Genomic DNA, 20,196 nt, shown 5'->3' with positions numbered 1-20,196 from the left:
ATAGCGGGATTTACCGCTACGCTCCAGTCCATTTCATGTTGATCAGATGAGGTTGATAGTATTGGGAAAGCATCGTCTGCGGCGCTGGGCTCTGGATATTGTGCTGATGGTGTTGGTCGTGGCCGGAGTATATGTATGGACACAATGGCGCGGTGCAAGTGATGTTGCTACCCCTGCCACATTACCGGTTTTGACCCTGCAAAAGCTGGATGGGCAGTGGGTACAGTATCATCCCGGAGCAAATCAGGTGACCCTGATCAATTTCTGGTCTACGGGTTGCCCTCCCTGCATTGCCGAAATCCCCGCTCTCAACTGGCTCCAGCAATGGTTTGGGGGTGCTGGATTCACGGTGCTGGGTGTGGCTGTTGCCGGAAACACGCCACAGGCCATCGCAGCGGCACGCGCCAGCTTTGCTATGGATTATCCTCTCTATGCGGATAAAAATGGAGTGGCCGCACAAATTCTGGGTGGCGTCACTCTGACCCCTACCTCCTTGCTGATCAACCCCAAGGGGCAGATCGTAGGCCGTTATGTAGGGGCTATTTCCCTGCCCGTTGTCGTCTGGCGATTACTTTGGATGTCCCATCATTAGCGATGTATGGCTCTTTCCCTGTGGGCGCGTTGCCGGATAGAGAGGTGCCAGAGCTTTCGCCTCTGCTGCTAATGGCTGCTCCAGCGGGCAAGCCGGCCGCCGGTGATATTGGGCATACAAACGCTCCCAATCCCGACGTGTTTCAGCAGGTTTGGCGCAGGCCAGCGCCAGCATCCCAAAACCATCATCATCCCAGCCACAATCACCCAGCACGGCTTCCGGCCAGCGTTGCATGTAGGCGTCGCGCATCAGATTTTTACCTAATTCTGCCAAATCCTCAGCAACGCCCCGGGCCAGCGCCCGCTCTTTCCATTCGTCCCATTCAAATAACATTTCCTGTGTGGCAACCATAGAACACTCTCCCGTTGTGCAATTTCATGAATGCACCCTTATTGGATGGGGTGCTTTTGGGCTACGACCCTTTGGGTATAGTTCAGCTTGGGAGTGCTGTCAATAATTATATTCATATGCTTATATGCTGAAGTTACGCTTCTCGCTGCTTTTCTGTCCTTGTGCTAGGTTAAGCGGGTATTATCCTGAAGATGGCAGCGGGCCTGCAGGCTTTTTGCTCCAACGTCCCTTGTCTGTTGTTCTAAGGCTCATCCTGCTGTCAGGAGAGAACTCGCCCTTTGGGCTCAAACAGCTCTCCTGACGGGCGCAGGATTTCGCCAAGAACAACAACGGCGCGGGCCAAAGTCGCTGCAAAGCCTGCAGGCCCGCTGCCGTCTTTGGGGTTACAGTGGCATCTGGCAACGGAGTGGTACACATGATTCGTAGTATGACGGGGTTTGCCCGCAGTGAAAGGCATGGAGACTGGGGCACGCTGGTCTGGGAGTTGCGTACGGTTAACCACCGTTACCTGGATATCAGTTTACGGTTGCCGGAAGGTTTTTCCGTGTATGAAACGGCGATCCGGGCACGCTTGCAAAAATCCCTGCAGCGCGGAAGAGTTGATGTCTGGCTGCGCTTTCAGGCTGTTGAGGGTGGGGGATTGCGCCTCAATCGTGATCTGGCGGAAGAATTACAGACCATTTACAGTGAATTGCTGCAGTGCTGGAATCTGCGCGAGATGGCTTTGAATCCGCTGGACGCCTTGCGTTGGCCTGGGCTGGTGCAAAGCACCGGCACGGACAGCGCTGTTCTGGAAGAAGAAGTGTTGTCATTGCTGGACAGTACCATTGCAGAATTGCAGGCCACCCGGGAGCGTGAGGGAGCAGCTCTGGCGCAGATGCTATTGAGTCGGGTGGACGCTATTGGCGAACAGACCCGCGCTTTGCGGGCGCATCTTCCGGAACTGGAAGAGGCGGTGCGTAATCGCTTGCAGGCCCGCCTTGCTGACCTGGCCATTCAGGTGGATCCGCAGCGTTGGGAGCAGGAGATTCTGTTTTATCTTCAGCGTCAGGATACGGCAGAAGAGCTGGATCGGCTGGATACGCATCTGCAGGAATTAAGACGGATACTGACCCGCCGCGAAGCGGTTGGACGGCGTCTGGATTTTTTAATGCAGGAGTTGAACCGGGAAGCCAACACCCTGGCCTCCAAGGCCGCAGACAGTCAGGTGACTTTTGCTTCTGTGGAACTGAAGGTGTTGATCGAACAGATGCGCGAGCAGGTGCAGAATGTGGAGTAGAAAATCATGACGAGCAGCGCAGAACGCGGTATCCTGTGGATTATTTCGGCACCGAGCGGGGCGGGGAAAACCAGCTTGTCGCGAGCGCTGGTAGAGGCTGTTCCGCAGTTACGCACTTCGGTTTCCTACACCACAAGGCCGGCGCGGCCCGGAGAGGTGGATGGAACAGACTATCATTTCGTGGAAATGGCGCAATTCAGCGAAATGGCGGAGCGGGGCGAGTTTCTGGAATATGCCCGGGTGCATGGTAATGGTTATGGCACCGGTGAGCCCTGGGTCAAAAGTCAGCTGTTTGCAGGTATGGATGTGTTGCTGGAGATAGACTGGCAGGGCGCGCGTCAGGTCCGTGAACGTTTACCCGGACAGGCGGTCAGTATTTTTATTCTGCCGCCTTCACTGGATACCCTGGAAACCCGTTTGCGGGCGCGCGCCCAGGATTCCGATGAAGTCATTGCGCGGCGCGTGGCGGCAGCCCGTGAAGAGTTGCTGCATTATGACGAATTTGATTATCTGGTCGTGAATGACCAGTTTGAAACAGCACTGGCCGATTTGCGCAGCATTGTCCATGCGGAACATCTGCGTTTGGGCAGCCAACAGCATGCCCAGCATCAGCGTCTAAAAGATCTTTTGGGTATGATTTATTAACTATTGAATAAGGTAAGTAAAAATGGCGAGAGTAACTGTTGAGGATTGTCTGGAAAATGTCACCAATCGTTTTGAACTGACCCTGGTGGCGGCGCGTCGTGCCCGCCAGCTGGCTTCTGGAGCTATAGCCGGAGTGGAAGTAGGACGGGACAAAAACACCGTGGTGGCCCTTCGCGAAGTGGCGGCAGGCCTGGTAACCCGGTCCATTCTGGACGAGCAGATGCCACCCCCAATGCCCAATTTTCCGGGCGCAGCGGGTCGCGATTTAGCGGGAGCAGAGGATGCCTCCGGCGTCTGAATCGGTAGAGGCGGTTTCCGTCCCCGTATTGCCTTTGGCATCCGGGGTTGGTGAAGTATTGCGGTTACCACCGGTAAAGCCGGCACTGGACGATCCCTGTGCGCCTTTGCGGGCGTTATTACAGCAGTACATGACTCCAGAAGAAGTGGCTCGGGTCCGGGAAGCCTATGAACTGGCACTGGCAGCGCATGGCGAGCAAACCCGTCGCAGTGGCGAGCCCTATATTCATCATCCGGTAGCGGTGGCCTGTATTCTGGCAGAACTACAACTGGATATATTTACCGTGCAGGCGGCTTTGCTGCATGATGTCATTGAAGATTGTGGCATTAGCAAGGAAGCACTCGGCGAGCGTTTTGGCCCGGAAGTCGCGGAAATGGTCGATGGGGTCAGCAAGCTCGGTCAGGTCCGTTTCGAAACCCGGGAAGAAGCCCAGGCCGAAAATTTCCGCAAAATGTTTCTGGCCATGTCCCGGGATATTCGGGTAGTGCTGATCAAGCTGGCCGATCGTCTGCACAACATGCGGACGATGGGGGTCATGACTCCGGAAAAAAGACGGCGCATTTCCCGTGAAACCCTCGATATTTATGCGCCTATTGCCCAGCGTCTGGGGATTCATGCCATTCGTATCGAGCTCGAAGAGCTGGCTTTTTCCCATCTTTACCCCAAGCGCTGGCATACCCTCAACGAAGCCGTCAAGGCGGCTCGCGGTCATCGCAAAGAGGCCGTCCAGAAAATCGAGCAAGCTTTGCTGGACCGTCTGCATCAAGAGGGTTTTGAAGCACAGGTCAGCGGCCGCGAGAAGCATGTTTACAGCATTTATAGCAAGATGCAAAAAAAAGGGATGGCCTTCAGTTCCATTCTGGATTTGCACGCCTTTCGGGTGATCGTGGCGGATGTGGATACCTGCTATCGTGTATTGGGCATCATTCACAGCTTATATCGGCCGATTCCCGGGCGTTTCAAAGACTATATTGCGATTCCCAAGTCCAACGGCTATCAGTCTCTGCACACGGTGTTGCTGGGACCTTTTGGGCACCCTGTAGAAGTCCAGATTCGTACGGAAGATATGCACCGGGTGGCGGAAGCCGGTGTGGCTGCCCACTGGCTTTACAAAACCGGGATGAATCATGCCCATGCCGAAACCCAGGCCCGGGCCTGGCTGCAGCGTTTGCTGGAGTTGCAGACCCAGGGCGGCGATTCGCAGGAATTCCTCGAAAGTGTCAAGCTCGATCTTTTCCCTGATGAAGTATATGTGTTTACGCCCAAAGGAAAAATTCTCAGCCTGCCGCGTGGTGCCACGGCCGTTGATTTTGCCTATGCCGTTCATACGGATATCGGGAATCAGGCGGTGGCCGCCCGCGTCAATGATATGTATGTGCCCCTGCGCAGTCCTCTGAATAATGGTGACAAGGTGGATATTGTCACTGCCACTTCGGCGCATCCGCAGCCTGGCTGGCTGGACGTGGTCGTTACTGCCAAGGCCCGCAGCAGTGTCAGGGCCTATCTCAAAACCATTCAACGCGAAGACGCAGAAACCCTCGGTCGTAATCTGCTGGAGAAGGCACTGCAGAGTCTGGGTGGAAATTATCAGCAGTTGGCTGCGGCGGATTGGCAGCGCGTTCTGGGCACTTTCAATGTTCAGGAGGAAGGCCAGTTGCTGGCGGCTGTCGGAATGGGTGAATTATTTCCGCTGGTCGTAGCCCATAAATTGTTGCCGGAAGAAGATGACCGGGGACGTTTGGCGCAAACCGCGCGGCGTCTGGGGCAGGCGGTAAGCCAACTGCTGCCCAGCCGTCTGAATCGCGAGGTGGCGGTGAAAAAACCGTTGCTGATTCGCGGCACTGAAGGTTTGCCGGTGACCCTGGCGCGTTGCTGTCGGCCAATCCCGGGCGATCCCATTTTGGGCTTTATCAGCGCAGGCAAAGGGGTGGTTGTGCATACCCACGATTGTCATAACATTCGCGAATGGCGCAAGCGTCGTGATCGTTGGGTGGATGTGCAGTGGGACCCCGATGCTCATGGCGATTTCCCGGTGACTATCCGGGTGGTGGCAGAAAGTGCCCGGGGCGTTCTGGCCCGTATTGCCACCCTCATCTCCGATGAAGATTCCAACATCGACCATGTGGATATTGAGCCTCAGGATGGACTCTATACCGGAATCACCTTTACCATATTGGCCCATGACCGGGATCATCTGGCGAAAATCATGCGCAGTTTGCGGAGTTTGCCCATGGTTTCACGGGTACAGCGGGTCAAGAACTAATCCAAGGAGAAAACATGCCGACACCAGTACACAGTGATGCAGCACCCCAGGCTATTGGCGCCTACAGTCAGGCGATGACCCATAACGGTCTGCTCTACCTGTCGGGACAAATACCCCTGGATCCCGGCACCGGACAGATGGTGGAAGGGGATTTTTCATTGCAGATACGGCGGGTGCTGGACAACCTCAAGGCGGTTTGTGCGGCTGCTGGCACAGATTTGCAACAGGCCATCAAATTGCAGGTTTTTCTTACGGATCTCAGCAATTTTGCAGCAGTGAACCAGGCTTTGGAGGCGGAGTTTGCGCTGCCCTACCCAGCCCGGGCGGTGGTGCAGGTTACGGCACTGCCCCGGGGTGCCCAGGTGGAAATTGACGGTATTGTCGCCTTGGGGAAATCGGACTGATATGGAGCGCGCCGAACTTCTGGCCCAGCCGATGCGGGTTTTGCTGCAGGAACATCCGGTGCTGGTATCATTGCTGGAAGAGCGGGGAATTCATTGCGGTGAATGCTTTATTGCTGATCGCGAAACTCTGGCCGGGGTGGCGCGGATGCATGGGGTAGATCTTAACGAAATCCTGAACGAGTGGGCCCATCGCGAGGCTCTGCCGCACAGCGACTGAGCAGGTGCCTGCCTCCTCCGCTCCTCTCTACCTGCAAAGTTCGGTTTCGGCGCTGCGGGGCGTTGGTCCGGCCCTGGTTCAGCGCCTGCAGCGCATGGATATCTGGCGGGTCCAGGATGTGCTTTTCCATCTGCCCAGCCGCTACCAGGACCGGCGCCATCTTTTGCCCATCGGGACACTGCTGCCTGAACAGGAAGCTGCGGTGCTTGGCGAGATTACCCAGGTGGAACACTTGCGTGGGCGTCGCGATCAGTGGCTGGTCACCCTCAGTGACGGTACCGGACAACTGTATATCCGCCTTTTTCACATGCTCGCGCCGATGCGTGCCCAATGGCAGGAAGGCAGGCGCTTATGGTGTTTCGGGGAAACCCGTGCGGGTTACCAGGGTCTGGAAATGGTGCATCCTGAGTGGCAGATGGCCGACCAGCCGCAATTTGAGGCGCCGACCCACCTGACCCCTTTTTATCCCAGTACCCAGGGCATTACCCAGGCACAATGGCGGCGCTGGGTTGCCCAGGCACTGACCCTGGTGGATCAGCTCCCCGATTATCTGGCGAAATATTTAGGTCCGGCGTGGCCACCCCTGGGTGAGGGCCTGCGGCTTTTGCACGAAAGTGCAGAAGAAGTGCCGACGCCTGCGCATCCCGCCTGGCAGCGTCTGGCCTTGGAAGAACTGCTCGCCAATCATCTGGCTATTCGCTCTGCCCGTACGGCCGGTGATGAAACGGGTGCTCCGGTAATTAAAGCCAGTGGGAGTCTCTGGACGGCGTTTCTGAAACAACTGCCTTTTGCACTGACTGCCGCACAGCAGCGGGTCATTGCGGAAATTAACCAGAATATGGCTCAGGCCCGGCCCATGCGGCGTTTGCTGCAAGGCGATGTGGGCTCCGGCAAAACGCTGGTAGCCGCAGCGGCAGCATTGACGGCCGTGGAGCAAAATTATCAGGTAGCGCTGATGGCACCGACGGAAATCCTTGCCGAACAATTGTATGACCGTTTTGTGGAATGGTTGACACCCCTTGGTATTCAGGTGGGTTTTCTGGTGGGCGGGCTTGGTCAGAAAGCCCGCCGCGAAGTCCTGGAAAATTTACACAATCAACGCATCCAGATTGTCGTGGGAACCCAGGCACTTTTTCAGGATGAAGTAAAATTTGCCGGACTGGGTCTGGTGATTATTGATGAACAACATCGCTTTGGCGTGGATCAGCGCCGGCAGTTGCTGGAAAAGGGAACCATTCCTCATCTTCTGGTGATGACGGCGACGCCTATCCCCCGGACTCTGGCGATGACGGTCCATGCGGACCTGGATTTGTCGATTATTGACGCACTGCCGCCGGGACGCAGTCCCGTAGAAACCCTGGTTGTTGCCGATACCCGGCGGGCAGAGTTGATGACCCGCATGCAGCACCGATTGGCTGAAGGAGATCAGATTTACTGGGTTTGTCCACTGATTGAAGAATCCGAGATCCTGGCGCTGCAGGCAGCAGAAACCAGTTATGCCGATTTGCAGGCAGCCTTGCCGGAAGTTCCAATCGCGCTGGTACATGGGCGTCTGCCTGCCGCCGAAAAAGCGCGGGTCATGGCAGACTTCAAGGCGGGGAAAACCCGGATTCTGGTGGCGACCACGGTCATTGAGGTCGGTGTGGACGTGCCCAATGCCAGTCTGATGGTGATTGAGCATGCGGAACGGATGGGCCTCGCGCAACTCCATCAGTTGCGCGGCAGGGTAGGGCGTGGTCAACGGCAAAGTAGTTGCATACTCCTTTATCATCCGCCTTTGGGGGGAAAAGCCCGGGCGCGCCTGCAGGTCATGCGTGACAGTCGCGATGGCTTTGTGATTGCCCGCAAGGATCTGGAATTGCGCGGCCCTGGCGAGTATCTGGGCACGCGGCAAACCGGATTGCTGCAGATGCGGGTGGCAGACATGATGCGTGATGAAGCGCTGCTGGCCGAGTTGCCACGTCTCGCCACACAATTGCTGCACGAAAATCCAGAAGCCGTGCAGGCGCTGATTCAGCGCTGGTTGGGTAATCGTCTGGATTACAGCCAGGTGGGTTGAGTAAAACATGCCGATTATCATGGACTTTGATGATCTATCTCGGGTATATTATGAAAGCATTAAAATGAAAAAACCAAGGAAGCAGGTGCATGGGTAATTTAAGAAAATGGTGGTGGCTGCTGGGGTTAATGGTTCTGTGGGGTCTGGATGGGTGTGCCCCCCATATTTCTGCGCCGCCCGTGCATTCTGTGGCCTATTATGCGGCGCAAATCAAGGCGCCAGTCATTACTCCAGTGGCTCCGGTGGTATCGCCGACAGTTTCTGCGTTTGCGCAGCAGCAACCCGTGCGGATAGTCGTCTCAACCACTGCGCATCTGCTGCGGATTTATCGGGGAGATACGCTCCTGGCTACTTACCCTGTGGCCATTGGCTTTAACGGTTCGGCACCGTGTCGTACCCGTGGTGATGATGTCACGCCGGTTGGTCATTATCATATTGGCTGGATTCTCCATGGCACCCAGTATGGCCCTTTCATGGGACTCACCTATCCCAACAAAGAAAATGCCGAGTGGGGATTGCAGGAGGGTATTATTACCCATAGCCAGTATCGCGCGATTGTGGACGCCATTGATGCCGGTCAGACTCCACCTCAAAATACTCCGTTGGGCGGCGAAATAGGCATTCATGGGATGGGTCCGCAGTTTTCTGATGATCCGGAAAGCAAGGTGTTTCCAGGTCGCTGGACGGCGGGCTGCGTAGCCTTGTCCAACTGGAATGCGCAACAAATTGCGGCGCTGGTACAGGTCGGCACCCCGGTGGAAATTGTGGGTGAGGTGAAGGGTTATCGACGTAATTATGACCCGAAAGCAGAATTGGCATGGTCACAGTATCAGCACCGCAAGATGGGCAGTGTTGATAAATCCCACAGCACGGCCAAGCACTTAAGCTCCGTCAAATACGCCCGGAATCCGGGTGCAAAAAAGTCTTCCGCTTCTTCCCCTGAAACAGATATGGACGTGCTTCTGGCCAGGCTGGGAAAAAATCAGTAACGCACGGTAGCCTAAGGAACTCTAGTGTGCGAGCTTCTGGCTGAGTTGTTGGGCGGCTTCCATACAATCACCCAGGGCGACACCGTCACTCCAGTTGGCGCGGAAATACAATCCAGGAATCTGCCGGGTTATTTTGGCGATGCGTTCCAGGCGAGCCAGGTGGCCCAGTTCATATTGGGGGATGGCTTCCGGCCAGTTTTGACAGCGACTGAAGCTGGGTTCTCCTGCTATGCCCAAAATGGGTCGGATTTCGTGTAAAACGGTCTGGAGAAGGTCGCTGTCACTGCGACCCCGCAAAGGATTCTGGCTGCCGCCAATGAATGCCGTCATCAGAACCTGCTCTGGAGCTGCGCGATCTGGAAACAGCGTGGAGGAGAACAGGACGCCCAGGGTTTCCAGACCCATTGTACGGGGAATCAGCATGCCGAAACCATCCAGGGGATGCGCAACGCTGCTGCGCGGGAATCCCAGAGAAAGCGTAGTGACTGCTGGATAGCTGATGGCTTTCAGTTCTGCCGCCAGGGTTGGCTGCAGCGTTGCCAGCAGGGCCGCTGCTTTATGGGCAGGCAGGGACAGAATGATTTTTTCACTCCGCCAGCTTTGCTGTTGACTGAATACTTCCCAGGTTCCGTCCTCGTGTTGTTGCAGTAGATCTACCGGCGTGTTGCACTGCAGGAGTCCCTCCAGCCGTTCCGCCATGCGCAGGGGCAAGGCCTGCAGGCCATTGTGGAAAGAAACCAGACGTGGCTTGGTGGGGTTCTTACGGCCAGCAAGTGCGGCCCTGAATAGCGAACCATGTTCCTGTTCCATTTTGACCAGGCGCGGAAAAGTGGCGGCAACTGCCAGTCGTTCCGGATCCCCGGCAAATACTCCCGAAACAAAAGGATCAACCAGCCAGGTAAGTACTTCAGGACCCAGGCGGCGGCGTACAAATCCGGCGATGCTTTCTTCCGCTGAGGACTTGCCGCGCCCGCGAAAAGCTTCGCTGAGGAGGCGCAGGCGACCCTGCAGAGAGAGTAACTTTCCGCTGGATAGTACTCCCGGTCCGAGTGGGACCAGTTGGCGTTTGCGATTGAGTATGTAGCGCCTTTTGGCCAGAGGGTTGGCTTCGACGATTTCCTGTTGCAGTTGGAGTGAATCCATCAGTGCCGGAACCACCTGACCTTTGAGCATCAGCGAATTGGGTCCGGCATCCCGCAGAAAACCATTTTCTTTGATGCTCAGAAGATTCCCCCCGACTTGGGGGGCTGCTTCCAGCAGGCGGGACTGCACGCCCTGTTGCTGCAAAAAATAGGCACTGGCGAGACCGGAAAGGCCGCCACCAATAATGATGATTTTATCCAAGAGATTTATTCCTTGCCCAGATAGTAAGGGCTTTGCAAATACCAGCTTTGAAAATGCCGTAATAATGCCACTAATACGGCAGTGACGGGGAGGGCGAGCAAGAGGCCGATAAAACCGAACAACTCTCCCCCGGCCATCACGGCAAATATCACGGCCACAGGATGCAGGCCGATGCGGTCTCCTACCAGATATGGGGTAAATACCATGCTTTCCAGAATCTGTCCGATGAAAAATACCAATAATACCCAGGCAACCGAAAGCAGCGAACCGGTTTGCACATACATGGCGAGACTGGCCATGAGGACGCCGCTGATGACACCCAGATAAGGGACAAAACTCAGGATGCCGGCTATCAGACCAATGAGAATGGCGGTTTTAAGGCCGATGATGCTGAGACCAATGGCGTAGCTGCAACCCAGGGCGAGCATGACCAGCAGTTGGCCACGCAGAAAGGCCATCAGCATGGTGTCGGCATCCCGGCTCAAAAGACGTATTAAGGGTGCATGCTTTTGCGGAATCCACTGATCAATCCGGACCAGCAAACGCGGCCAGTCCCGTAATAAATAAAAACCCAGAACCGGCACCAGAATGATGCTTAATGCGCTGGTCAATAGCCCTGACCCGGAGCTCAACGCAACTTGTACGCCATGTCCCAGCCATGTGGCCAGTTTCTGGGCATTACTGGTGGCATAGTGGGAAACAGCGCCGCTATCCAGTTGAATACCCGTTGCTGCGGCAATTTGCGGGATCAAACGGCTTTGCAGTAATCCTCCATATTTTTGCAGATACTCCACAAAAAGCAGGGATTGATGCTTGATGACCGGTAACAGGGCCATGATGCTACCCGCAAAAATCAGCAGGACAATCACAAACACCAACGTGGTGCCCCAACTGCGGCCAATGCGATGACGCTGGAGATAAGTCACCAGAGGGTTACCCAGATAGGCCAAAATGGCTGCCAGTAAAAAGGGGGTAAGAACGGGAGACAGACGAATCGTCAACCACCCCAGCAAAATCAAAATGGCCAGGAAAAAAAAGCGTTGCATGAATTGACGTATGCTCCGTGTGGATCAAGCCGCGAATAAGCAGAGTATATCAGTCGTGTAGGGTTCGGCTATGGGCGTTCTTGTCGATGCCGAGAATATCCATGAAGGTGGAAAGTACGCGGGATCTTTGCAGACTTTTGGGGACGGCAATATAGCTTCTCCAGACCGGGCTGGGGGCGGCTATGCGGATACCATGAAGTCCCCAATCCAGGCGTTTTTCAAAAACCGTTCGGGTGATGAAGCCTACTCCGAGTCCGGCTTGAACCATGGCGCCCACCGATTCCACATCAGCTACTTCCACGAAGCGTTGTGGCTGAATATCTCTGGCGTTAAAAACGCCTTCCATGATTTTGCGCACACCCGAGGAAGGTTCCCGCCAGATGATCGGATAAACCTGAAAATCCTGAATGGGAACTTCCGCGTGAATGGCGAGGGGATGGTCATGGGGCACGATGGCGATGATTTCATCCGCACACCAGGGCAGTTTTTCGTAGTAGGCGGGGAGGTTGGGAATATCCATATCCCCCTCAAAAAAAAGAATGTCAATTTCGGAAAGCTGAATATCCTGCCAGTAGGTCACGCCACTTTTGATATGCAGATTGATATCTGGATGATTGCTCTGAAATTTTTGCAGGTAGGCCGGGAGGATGTGGTTGGCGATCAGGCTGGTCGAGGCAATGCGCAAATCGCCACTTTGCAGGGATTGGCGGCGGATGACCTGACGTTCTATGTCGCTGATTTTGTCACGGAGCTGGCGGATGTCGGGCAACAGAGCTTGACCTGCATCTGTCAGGCGAATGCTGCCTCCCTCCCGGATATAGAGGGGCTCGCCGACTTCTTCCGAGATTTTATGCAGGCGTTCAGAGATCGCGGGTTGTCCGCGATGCAGGCGGGAGGCGACTTCACTGACGCTGCCGGTTTCGGCGAGCAGTAAGAGGGTCAGCCATTGTTCTGCGCTAATATTCATCAATTAATCCGAATCAATATTCAACTAAATCGATTTGTTTGAATTTCAAGGATAGCGTACCGTCAAAATAAAATCATTTCCAAGAGTTGGTAATGCCGGAAAATATCCCAATTGCACCTGAAGTATTGACCCATGTAATCGAAAGAGAAGTAGGCGGATGGCAGGGCAAGCTGCGCCATAACCCTTTATTTCACCTGTTGTTGGCCTTTTTTGTTGGCATCATCGCCGGGTTGGGAGCGGTGGCGTTTCGGCGTCTCATCGGCCTGATGCATAACCTGTTTTTCTTTGGTCAGTGGTCCTTTTCTTTTAATGCGCTGAAACATTCGGATGCCAGTATCTGGGGTGCCGGAATCATTTTGGCCCCCGTTATCGGTGGTCTGATTGTGGTCTGGCTGGTGCGCAACTTTGCGCCCGAGGCCAAAGGTCATGGCGTGCCCGAGGTGATGGATGCCATTTACTACAAGCGCGGGGTGATTCGCCCTGCCGTGGTATTGATCAAGGCGCTGGCTTCGGCCATTACCATTGGGAGTGGTGGCTCAGTGGGCCGGGAAGGGCCCATTATCCAGATGGGCGCAGCCTTTGGGTCCAGTCTGTCGCAATGGTTGCGCTTGCATGAGTGGCAGCGTCTGGGCTTGATTGCTGCCGGTGCCGGTGCCGGAATTGCGGCCACTTTCAATACGCCGGTTGGCGGCATTCTGTTTGCGGTGGAATTGATGCTGGTGGAAGTCAGTGCCCGCACTCTGGTGCCGGTCATGATTGCCACTGGAACGGCCACCTTTGTGTCCCGCCTGTTTCTGGGAAATCATCCTTCTTTTGTGATTCCTGCCAGCATTATTGCCAGTACAGCCCATGAAACGGTTGCCGATTATGTAGCGTATGTGGTTTTTGGATTGCTGGTAGGGGGCGTAGGTTTGCTGTTCACCAATACCCTTTACTGGACTGAAGACTTTCTGGAAAAATGGTTAAAAAATGCCTATCTGCGCACAATTTTGGGAATGGCTGCGGTGGGTCTGACCATGTATTTGGTCCAACGCTGCACCGGACATTATTATGTGGAGGGCGTGGGTTATGCCACGGTCCAGAATGTTCTGGAAAGTACCCTGCTGAATCCCGGCTTTCTGCTGCTGTTGTTGGTATTGAAGGTGTTTTCCTTTGCGGTCACCTTGGGTTCGGGAGGATCCGGCGGGGTTTTTTCTCCTTCCCTGTTCTTGGGAGCCGTGCTGGGGGGCGCTTTCGCTGCCCTGGTAAGTCACTGGATTCCGGACTATCAGATGGGTATGGCGGTGGGAGCAGCACTGGGTATGGCAGGGATGGTCGGGGCATCTACCGGGGCCGCCGTCACTGGCGCCGTCATGATTTTTGAGATGACCAATGACTACCACATCATTATCCCGTTGATCGTGGTATCGGGCTTGGCTTTTGGTGTGCGCAGACTGTTTACCCGCGAGAGCATCTACACGCGCAAGCTGATCCGGCGGGGACATTTTATTCCTGAAGCCCGGCACAGCAATCTTTACCTGATGCGTCCTGCGGCGCAACTCATCGAAACGCCCATGGTGCGCCTGCGCGGAGACCGGACATTGGAGGATTTGCAAAAAATACTCCTGCATCGTCGTGAGCTACCTCATGTGCTGATTATTGAAGGGACCATGCCTTTGGCGGTCATTCCTGCGCATCGGGTGGCAGAAATTCTGCGTCGGGAAATCCGCCATGTGCCCTTGAGTGATCTGGCCAGTACCGACTGGGTAGCGGTGCGTGATGACAGTCAGCTTTATGATCTGGTTGCCCGTCTGCGCGCCTGTGCCTGCGAGACGGCGCTGCTCTGCAAAAAGGATCCCCCCGAACATCATGAGGATGTGGTGGCTGTGGTGACCGTGGAAGATATTCTCAGTTATGCCTCTCTGCCTCAGGTCCTGCTGCGACCGGAGCGCGGTCCGCAATGAGTCGGGATACCGTACGATGAAACAGGCATGGACAAGCCTGTGCCGCACTCTCCATGATCGGCTTTCCCCGGTGGGTGAAGGGCCCGGCTTGATCCTTCTTGGTGCCCTTGTGGGCTTGTTAGCCGGTGGTGGTGCTTTGCTTTTCCATTATCTGGTAGCGCTGCTCCACAACCTGTTTTTTCAGGGAAGCTGGAGTTTTTATTACAACGAGCATTTGCCATCCACACCAGCACGTTGGGGACCGTGGGTGATTCTGGTGCCGGTATTGGGTGCCTTTCTGGTCACCATTCTGGTGCAACGGGTCACCACGGAAGTTGAAGGTGCAGGCGTCAGTCAGGTGATGGAGTCGGTGCACACGGATGGCGGACGCATACGCCCCATTATTGCCGTTTTACGGCCACTGGCGACGGCGCTGACTCTGGGTTCGGGAGGTTCTGCGGGGCGCGAGGGACCCGCCATGCAGTTTGGTGCGGCAATGGGCGCATTAATGGGCCATGTGCTGCCCATGTCCGACAGTCGCCGTATTCATCTGGTGGGTTGCGGAGTCGGTGCGGGCATCGCAGCGGTTTTTAATGCCCCTCTGGGTGGCTGGTTTTTTGCCATGGAAGTCATTGTGCCCGACTGGCGCCCCTGGACGGTGTTATCCACGCTGGTAGCAACGGTTTCCGCGACCTGGATCACGGAAACCGGTCTGGGCAATTTTCATATTCTCGCCTATGTGCCCACACCGACACTTTCCGGGAGCCTGATGCTTCCGGCTTTTGCGCTGCTGGGCATTGTGGCAGGTTTGATGAGCTTTTTGTTCATACAGTTGCTGACCTGGACAGGGCAGACCAGCAAACACTACTTGCCCAATCCTTATTTGCGACACATGAGCGCCATGTTACTGGTGGGGTTGCTCCTGTATGGAATGTTCTGGTTTACCGGCCATTATTACCTGATTGGTGGCAGTTATTTTGCTATTTCGGAAATTTTGACCGGTCACTTACACCTGCTCGGCTTTCTGATTTTACTGTTGATTCTGAAGGGCGTTGCCACCAGCCTGACCATTGGTACGGGCGGTTCTGGCGGGATTTTTTCGCCTTCCCTGTTTATGGGGGCGGCCATGGGTGCAGGCGTTGGTTATCTGGCAGAGGGCTTGCTGGGTTGGCATGGCAGTATTCCACTATTTGCCATGTGCGGAATGGCGGGGATGGTTGGGGCAAGTACCGGAGCCCTGATCAGTGCGCCGGTCATGGTGGTGGAATTGACGAATAATTATCATATTCTGCTCCCGGCCATGGTCACCTCACTGACGGCTTTTGCATTGCGCCGGGTGTTTCTGGAGCAAAGTATTTATACCTACCCGCTCTTCAAAAAGGGTCTGGATATTCTGGAAAATCATTATGTTGTCCAGGAAAAAATCCACCCGGATAAATCGTCCGATAAATAGCCAGCAAGGAGCCGTACATGAAAAACCCTGAAGCCGCACTCAATCAAAAGGAACGCCGCGCCGTATTTTCCCTGGCCGGAATATTTGGCCTGCGATTGTTGGGACTCTTTCTGGTTCTCCCGGTGTTTTCTGTTTATGCCCATGGTTTACGAGGTGCCATGAACCATCCGGTGTTAATAGGTATTGCTCTGGGAGCCTATGGACTGACCCAGGCCTTTTTTCAGATTCCCTTCGGCAAACTTTCTGACAAATGGGGACGCAAGCCGGTCATTGCCATAGGGCTGCTGATTTTTGCCATTGGCAGCGCCATCGCTGCTACGGCGACCAGTATTGAATGGTTGTTGATTGGCCGTATTGTGCAAGGGGCTGGCGCAGTGGCGGCTGCCATTATTGCCCTGACCGCCGACCTGGTCCGGGAAGAACGCTGGACCAAGGCTATGGCGATTATCGGCATTACCATTGGCATCAGTTTCAGTATTTCCCTGATTCTTTCTGCACCGCTTGCAGGCTGGATTGGGGTGAGTGGCATATTCTGGTTCACTGCGGTCTTGTCCCTTGCCGCCATTGGCGTTCTTTACCTGGTGATTCCGGCGGTTCCCACCCGCTTTCATCGCGATGCGGAAATGAGCCCGGCCATGTTGGGCGAGGTGTTGCGCGATCCCAGTTTGTTGCGTCTGGATTTTGGCATTTTTTCCCTGCATACCGGACTCACGGCCATATTCGTGGTGCTGCCGCTGGTGCTGATTGATCCCCGGCATCCCCTGCTCAGCCTGAATGATCAATGGATGCTATATTTGCCGGTCATGCTGCTCTCTTTTGTAGCCATGCTGCCGATGATTATCGTGGGTGAAGCCAAGCGGAAGCTCAAGGAAGTATTCATCATCGCCATTGCGATCTTACTGGTTTCGGTCATTTTGATGGCGCTGTCAGCTCATAATATCTGGCTGATTGCCGTAGCGCTTTTCCTGTTTTTCATGGGCTTCAATGTGCTTGAAGCCAGCCTGCCTTCGTTGGTCGCCAAATTCTGTCATCCCGGTGCCAAAGGTACGGCAACCGGTGTCTACACCACGTCCGAATTTCTGGGTGCTTTTTGTGGAGGCTTGCTGGGTGGTTTGCTGTATATTCCGGGGGCGCGTAATTACAGCCATATTTTCTGGGCGGTAGCCATTATTTATGCCATCTGGCTGGTGGTTGCCCTGACCATGCAAAGGCCCCGTTACCTGGCGACGCGGGTGTTTACCTTGACGGAATCTGCCGAGCGTCAGAGTAATCTGGAGACCCGTTTGCTGGCGCTTCCGGGTATTGCTGAGGTAGCGGTATTCAAGGATGAAGGCGCGGTCTACTGCAAGGTGGACAGCAAAGTGTATGACGAGCAGGCAGTGATGGGCGTGCTGGCGGATACCTGAGCCGGATCCGACAGTTTTTTATAGTCAGAAACGGCCCTTGGCGGGGAGGTTTTTGCTCTAACATTCCTTTTGGGCTTATGAAATTGTTTTAGCTGTTTTCAGGACGAGGCACTTTTTATCAACAGCGCATTGATAGCCTGCAGGTCCGCCATATTGATTTGTCCGGAGGCGGCCTTGAGCTGCACCCGGGCAATTACCTGATTGTAGAAAGCGACGTTGTAGTCCTGCTCGGCCCGCACGTAGTCGGTGGCGGTGTGCAGCAGGTCGATGATGGAGCGGGTGCCCACTTCATAGCCCTTGCGCGTTCCTTCCAGGGATAGTTTGGCAGAGTCCACGGTTTCTTTGGCGGCCTTGAGCTGCGCCACACTGTTTTTCAGATTGAGAAAAGCAGTTTGGGTGTTCAGGGTGACGTCATCGCGCACATTGGCAACATGATCCACACTGGCTACGGTTTGCGCCTGGGCTTTTTGCACGGAGGCGGAAATGTTACCGCCTTCATACAGGGGGACCGACAAGTTCAGGCTGACGCCGGCCTGATTCATGACCAGCCCCGGAAAGGGATTCCCGAGGGCATGCTGGGCTACACCCTGCAGGTTGACCACCGGCCAGCGCGCGCGCTGATGGTATTGGACTTCCTGCTGGGCGGTGTGGAGCTGGGCCTGGGCCTGGTGCATCAGCGGCTGATCCTGAACAGCACTGTGCACCCAGCTCTGCATATCATCAGGCTGCGGACCCAGGGCCCGATAATGGCCTAAAGGTTCCAGCACGCCGATGGGATGATGGGTCAGGCGCTGTAACTGTTTCTCGGCGATCGCCACCCCGTTGCTGGCTTTGATGAGATCGGCTTCGGCGGCATCAACCCGGGCTTGGGCTTCACGCACGGCGATAATGTCTCCCGTGCCTATTTTCAGGGTGGCTTCGGTTTGCTGATAAATGCTTTCCAGCAGCGATTTCTGCTTTTGCGCCACCCGTTCCTGGGCCTGGGCTTCCAGCACCCCGAAATAGGCCTTGGCGACCTGCAGGGCGAGCTGCTGTTCGGTGTAGGTCAGGCCGGCAGCACTGGCCTGTATGCGCGAGTCTGCCTGTTTCAGCGCCGTCCAGGCCTGGCCGTTGAATACGGATTGGGTGATATTGACGCTGTAGCTGTCGGACAAATAGGCGCGATTAATATCGATATTGCCAAAGCCGGTAATGTCGGCGGTATTGAAGCCCACCGCTGCACCAACCCCCACATGGGGCAGCAAGGCTGAACGCGCCAGGGGCTTGTCCTGCATTTGCGCGGCCAGTTCGGCGCGGGCCTGGGCCAGTACCGGATCGGTATGGTAGGCCTGCTGATAGGCGTCAATCAGGTTTTCTGCCCAGGCAGAACTGCTGCTCAACAGCAACGCAGCGGCAAGCAACGACAAAGCAGAACGATGGGCGTGCATGGGCATTTCCTGAGCCTGAAGGAGATTCCAGACAATACCGACCGATCGGTCGGTAGTCAAGAGCTCGTGGGCAAAGGGCTTTTCATCGCTTATGCTACGAAGCTCTATTTGGCGATATTTTTGGCAGGATCATGACGTTGTCTCCCTTGGTTTGCTGTGCTTTGGCCTATCCCGATCGTCTTGAGAAGGTATTTGCAAGTCTTGCCGAAACAGATTGGTCGCAGTGGCTGGATAGTAGTGCCCGGACGCCAGGGCAGGGGAGATACAGCATTATGGTGACGCAACCGCGTCGCCGTATCTGGCAGCATCAAGGACAATTGTGGGTGGCCGATGGCAATCAGCCCGCACAGCTTTCGACATCTTCATTGTGGCAGGTCTTGCGGGAAAGTCTTGCCAATCTGCCTGCAACGCAGTTGCCTCAGGGCGAAGATCTGCCCTTTACCGGCGGGGTTCTGGGTTACCTGGCTTATGATTTTGCTTTGGCGGAGCAGGGGCTTGCAATGTCCGCGACTGCGACCTGGCCCGAAGCAGCCTTTGGCGTTTACGATACGGCCTTCATGGTTGACCATCTGGAGTCTTGTTCCTGGCTGCTTGCCCCGGAAGATCAGATGGCCAGTGTACGTTTACAATGGGAAGCCCGATTGGCAGCTGTCCGGGAGCCTGCCCTATGGCCGGTGTTCCAGACGCACGGAGCGGTGCAAGCACAATGGTCTCCCGCCCAATATCACCAGGCTTTTCGTCAGGTGGAGGCTTATATTCACGCCGGTGATTGTTATCAGATCAATTTGGCACAAAAGTTTTCTGCCGCCTTTAGTGGCTCACCCTGGTATTTATATCAGCAGATGCGATCAATGAATCCGGCAGCTTTTTCGGCTTATCTGTGCTTTCCCTGGGGGAGTGCATTGAGCTTTTCCCCAGAGAGATTGCTGCAGGTCCGCCAGGGACAAATGCAGGTTCGGCCCATCAAAGGGACACGGCCCCGCTCTGCAGATGCTGTGCAGGATATCCGCCTGGCCGAAGACCTGCTGCATAGCCCCAAGGATCGTGCGGAAAATGTGATGATTGTGGATTTGCTGCGCAATGATCTGGGTAAGGTAGCGAAAACAGGTTCCATGCAGGTGACCCAGCTTTGTGGTCTGGAATCCAACGCCCAGGTCCATCATCTGGTCAGTGTGGTGGAAGCCCAATTACAGGATGGATTAGACCCCCTTCACGCATTGGCTGCCTGCTTTCCGGGAGGGTCCATCACGGGTGCGCCCAAGCGTCGTGCCATGGAAATCATCCATGAACTCGAAGCCGCATCGCGCGGCCTTTATTGTGGCAGCATCGGTTATATCGACCGCAGTGGAAGAATGGATATGAATATTGCTATCCGTACCATCACGGCCAGCCAGGGAGAACTGCAGTTCTGGGGAGGTGGAGGCATTGTCTCGGACTCTGTGGCTACTGCGGAGTATCAGGAAAGCCTGGACAAGGTGGCTTTGTTCCATCGGGAACTTGCAGCACTGCGCGGTCTCGCATAGAGTCCGACCCT

General features: G+C 55.3%; 18 protein-coding genes. 13 read left to right on the top strand and 5 right to left on the bottom strand.

Annotated elements, in window-relative coordinates:
- Positions 1–61: 61 nt before the first annotated feature.
- Complete coding sequence (locus tag GCD22_RS13005) at positions 62–592, top strand: TlpA family protein disulfide reductase (RefSeq protein ID WP_051690475.1); 531 nt, start codon at positions 62–64, stop codon at positions 590–592.
- On the opposite strand, the gene GCD22_RS13000 is transcribed toward GCD22_RS13005, so the two are convergent.
- Positions 569–943: a hypothetical protein gene (locus GCD22_RS13000; protein WP_024893625.1), complete on the bottom strand. Its 375-nt coding sequence runs from the start codon at positions 941–943 to the stop codon at positions 569–571. The genes GCD22_RS13005 and GCD22_RS13000 overlap by 24 nt on opposite strands.
- Before the next feature lie 415 nt (positions 944–1,358).
- Here GCD22_RS13000 and GCD22_RS12995 point away from each other — a divergent pair, with 415 nt between their 5' ends.
- The 8 genes from GCD22_RS12995 to GCD22_RS12960 all read left to right on the top strand — a co-directional run bounded on the left by GCD22_RS12995 (position 1,359) and on the right by GCD22_RS12960 (position 9,097).
- A complete protein-coding gene (locus GCD22_RS12995) occupies positions 1,359–2,222 on the top strand; it encodes a YicC/YloC family endoribonuclease (protein WP_031570150.1) in 864 nt (287 codons plus the stop codon).
- Between the two features lie 6 nt (positions 2,223–2,228).
- On the top strand, positions 2,229–2,867 hold the full coding sequence (gene gmk / locus GCD22_RS12990; protein WP_031570147.1) for a guanylate kinase: 639 nt from the start codon (positions 2,229–2,231) through the stop codon (positions 2,865–2,867).
- 22 nt (positions 2,868–2,889) lie between these two features.
- Complete coding sequence (gene rpoZ / locus GCD22_RS12985; protein WP_010637920.1) at positions 2,890–3,165, top strand: DNA-directed RNA polymerase subunit omega; 276 nt, start codon at positions 2,890–2,892, stop codon at positions 3,163–3,165.
- Positions 3,149–5,428: a RelA/SpoT family protein gene (locus tag GCD22_RS12980; RefSeq protein ID WP_010637921.1), complete on the top strand. Its 2,280-nt coding sequence runs from the start codon at positions 3,149–3,151 to the stop codon at positions 5,426–5,428. Before rpoZ ends, GCD22_RS12980 begins: the two co-directional genes overlap by 17 nt.
- A 14-nt stretch (positions 5,429–5,442) precedes the next feature.
- Positions 5,443–5,832, top strand: coding sequence for a Rid family detoxifying hydrolase (locus GCD22_RS12975; protein WP_010637923.1), 390 nt, complete (start codon positions 5,443–5,445; stop codon positions 5,830–5,832).
- A gap of 1 nt (position 5,833) precedes the next feature.
- Entirely contained in the window at positions 5,834–6,049 is a 216-nt protein-coding gene (locus tag GCD22_RS12970; protein ID WP_010637925.1) for a DUF1858 domain-containing protein, read from the top strand.
- A gap of 4 nt (positions 6,050–6,053) precedes the next feature.
- Complete coding sequence (gene recG, locus GCD22_RS12965; RefSeq protein WP_010637927.1) at positions 6,054–8,108, top strand: ATP-dependent DNA helicase RecG; 2,055 nt, start codon at positions 6,054–6,056, stop codon at positions 8,106–8,108.
- An 89-nt stretch (positions 8,109–8,197) separates the two neighbouring features.
- Positions 8,198–9,097, top strand: a complete 900-nt coding sequence (locus GCD22_RS12960; RefSeq protein ID WP_031570137.1) for a L,D-transpeptidase family protein — start codon at positions 8,198–8,200, stop codon at positions 9,095–9,097.
- A gap of 21 nt (positions 9,098–9,118) precedes the next feature.
- On the opposite strand, the gene hemG is transcribed toward GCD22_RS12960, so the two are convergent.
- Genes hemG through GCD22_RS12945 form a run of 3 tightly spaced genes read right to left on the bottom strand, consistent with a single transcriptional unit; the run spans position 9,119 to position 12,454 of the window.
- Entirely contained in the window at positions 9,119–10,441 is a 1,323-nt protein-coding gene (gene hemG, locus GCD22_RS12955; RefSeq protein WP_031570134.1) for a protoporphyrinogen oxidase, read from the bottom strand.
- Positions 10,442–10,446: 5 nt separating this feature from the next.
- Positions 10,447–11,487 (bottom strand): AI-2E family transporter, encoded by a 1,041-nt coding sequence (locus GCD22_RS12950; protein WP_010637933.1) that lies wholly within the window; start codon positions 11,485–11,487, stop codon positions 10,447–10,449.
- 49 nt (positions 11,488–11,536) lie between these two features.
- Positions 11,537–12,454 carry a LysR family transcriptional regulator gene (locus GCD22_RS12945; RefSeq protein ID WP_031570132.1) on the bottom strand — a complete coding sequence of 306 codons (918 nt, stop codon included), beginning with the start codon at positions 12,452–12,454 and terminating at the stop codon, positions 11,537–11,539.
- A gap of 92 nt (positions 12,455–12,546) precedes the next feature.
- Between GCD22_RS12945 and GCD22_RS12940 the strand changes: the two genes are divergently transcribed.
- Genes GCD22_RS12940 through GCD22_RS12930 form a run of 3 tightly spaced genes read left to right on the top strand, consistent with a single transcriptional unit; the run spans position 12,547 to position 17,235 of the window.
- A complete protein-coding gene (locus tag GCD22_RS12940; RefSeq protein ID WP_031570129.1) occupies positions 12,547–14,397 on the top strand; it encodes a chloride channel protein in 1,851 nt (616 codons plus the stop codon).
- Positions 14,398–14,413: 16 nt separating this feature from the next.
- Entirely contained in the window at positions 14,414–15,829 is a 1,416-nt protein-coding gene (locus GCD22_RS12935; protein ID WP_031570126.1) for a chloride channel protein, read from the top strand.
- 17 nt (positions 15,830–15,846) lie between these two features.
- Complete coding sequence (locus GCD22_RS12930; protein ID WP_031570123.1) at positions 15,847–17,235, top strand: MFS transporter; 1,389 nt, start codon at positions 15,847–15,849, stop codon at positions 17,233–17,235.
- A gap of 98 nt (positions 17,236–17,333) precedes the next feature.
- Here the strand turns inward: GCD22_RS12930 and GCD22_RS12925 are convergent, their stop codons facing one another.
- Entirely contained in the window at positions 17,334–18,662 is a 1,329-nt protein-coding gene (locus GCD22_RS12925; protein WP_153940930.1) for a TolC family outer membrane protein, read from the bottom strand.
- 131 nt (positions 18,663–18,793) lie between these two features.
- On the opposite strand from GCD22_RS12925, the gene pabB reads away from it, so the two are divergent.
- Positions 18,794–20,185 carry an aminodeoxychorismate synthase component I gene (gene pabB, locus GCD22_RS12920; RefSeq protein ID WP_031573118.1) on the top strand — a complete coding sequence of 464 codons (1,392 nt, stop codon included), beginning with the start codon at positions 18,794–18,796 and terminating at the stop codon, positions 20,183–20,185.
- Positions 20,186–20,196 lie beyond the last annotated feature (11 nt).

The organism is Acidithiobacillus thiooxidans ATCC 19377 (genome assembly GCF_009662475.1).
GTDB classification, from domain to species: Bacteria; Pseudomonadota; Gammaproteobacteria; order Acidithiobacillales; family Acidithiobacillaceae; genus Acidithiobacillus; species Acidithiobacillus thiooxidans.
The sequence above is the reverse complement of the archived record's forward strand: the minus strand, read 5'-3'. Positions and strand labels throughout refer to the sequence as shown.

Bases quoted from the DNA above. Each gene is read 5' to 3' on its own strand.
- GCD22_RS12980 (WP_010637921.1), top strand. From the start codon at position 3,149: ATGCCTCCGGCGTCTGAATCGGTAGAGGCGGTTTCCGTCCCCGTATTG.
- rpoZ (WP_010637920.1), top strand. From the start codon at position 2,890: ATGGCGAGAGTAACTGTTGAGGATTGTCTGGAAAATGTCACCAATCGT.
- GCD22_RS12945 (WP_031570132.1), bottom strand. From the start codon at position 12,454: ATGAATATTAGCGCAGAACAATGGCTGACCCTCTTACTGCTCGCCGAA.
- pabB (WP_031573118.1), top strand. From the start codon at position 18,794: ATGACGTTGTCTCCCTTGGTTTGCTGTGCTTTGGCCTATCCCGATCGT.
- GCD22_RS12935 (WP_031570126.1), top strand. From the start codon at position 14,414: ATGAAACAGGCATGGACAAGCCTGTGCCGCACTCTCCATGATCGGCTT.
- GCD22_RS12940 (WP_031570129.1), top strand. From the start codon at position 12,547: ATGCCGGAAAATATCCCAATTGCACCTGAAGTATTGACCCATGTAATC.
- GCD22_RS13000 (WP_024893625.1), bottom strand. From the start codon at position 943: ATGGTTGCCACACAGGAAATGTTATTTGAATGGGACGAATGGAAAGAG.
- gmk (WP_031570147.1), top strand. From the start codon at position 2,229: ATGACGAGCAGCGCAGAACGCGGTATCCTGTGGATTATTTCGGCACCG.
- GCD22_RS12950 (WP_010637933.1), bottom strand. From the start codon at position 11,487: ATGCAACGCTTTTTTTTCCTGGCCATTTTGATTTTGCTGGGGTGGTTG.
- GCD22_RS12975 (WP_010637923.1), top strand. From the start codon at position 5,443: ATGCCGACACCAGTACACAGTGATGCAGCACCCCAGGCTATTGGCGCC.
- GCD22_RS12995 (WP_031570150.1), top strand. From the start codon at position 1,359: ATGATTCGTAGTATGACGGGGTTTGCCCGCAGTGAAAGGCATGGAGAC.
- GCD22_RS12970 (WP_010637925.1), top strand. From the start codon at position 5,834: ATGGAGCGCGCCGAACTTCTGGCCCAGCCGATGCGGGTTTTGCTGCAG.
- GCD22_RS12930 (WP_031570123.1), top strand. From the start codon at position 15,847: ATGAAAAACCCTGAAGCCGCACTCAATCAAAAGGAACGCCGCGCCGTA.
- GCD22_RS12960 (WP_031570137.1), top strand. From the start codon at position 8,198: ATGGGTAATTTAAGAAAATGGTGGTGGCTGCTGGGGTTAATGGTTCTG.
- GCD22_RS12925 (WP_153940930.1), bottom strand. From the start codon at position 18,662: ATGCACGCCCATCGTTCTGCTTTGTCGTTGCTTGCCGCTGCGTTGCTG.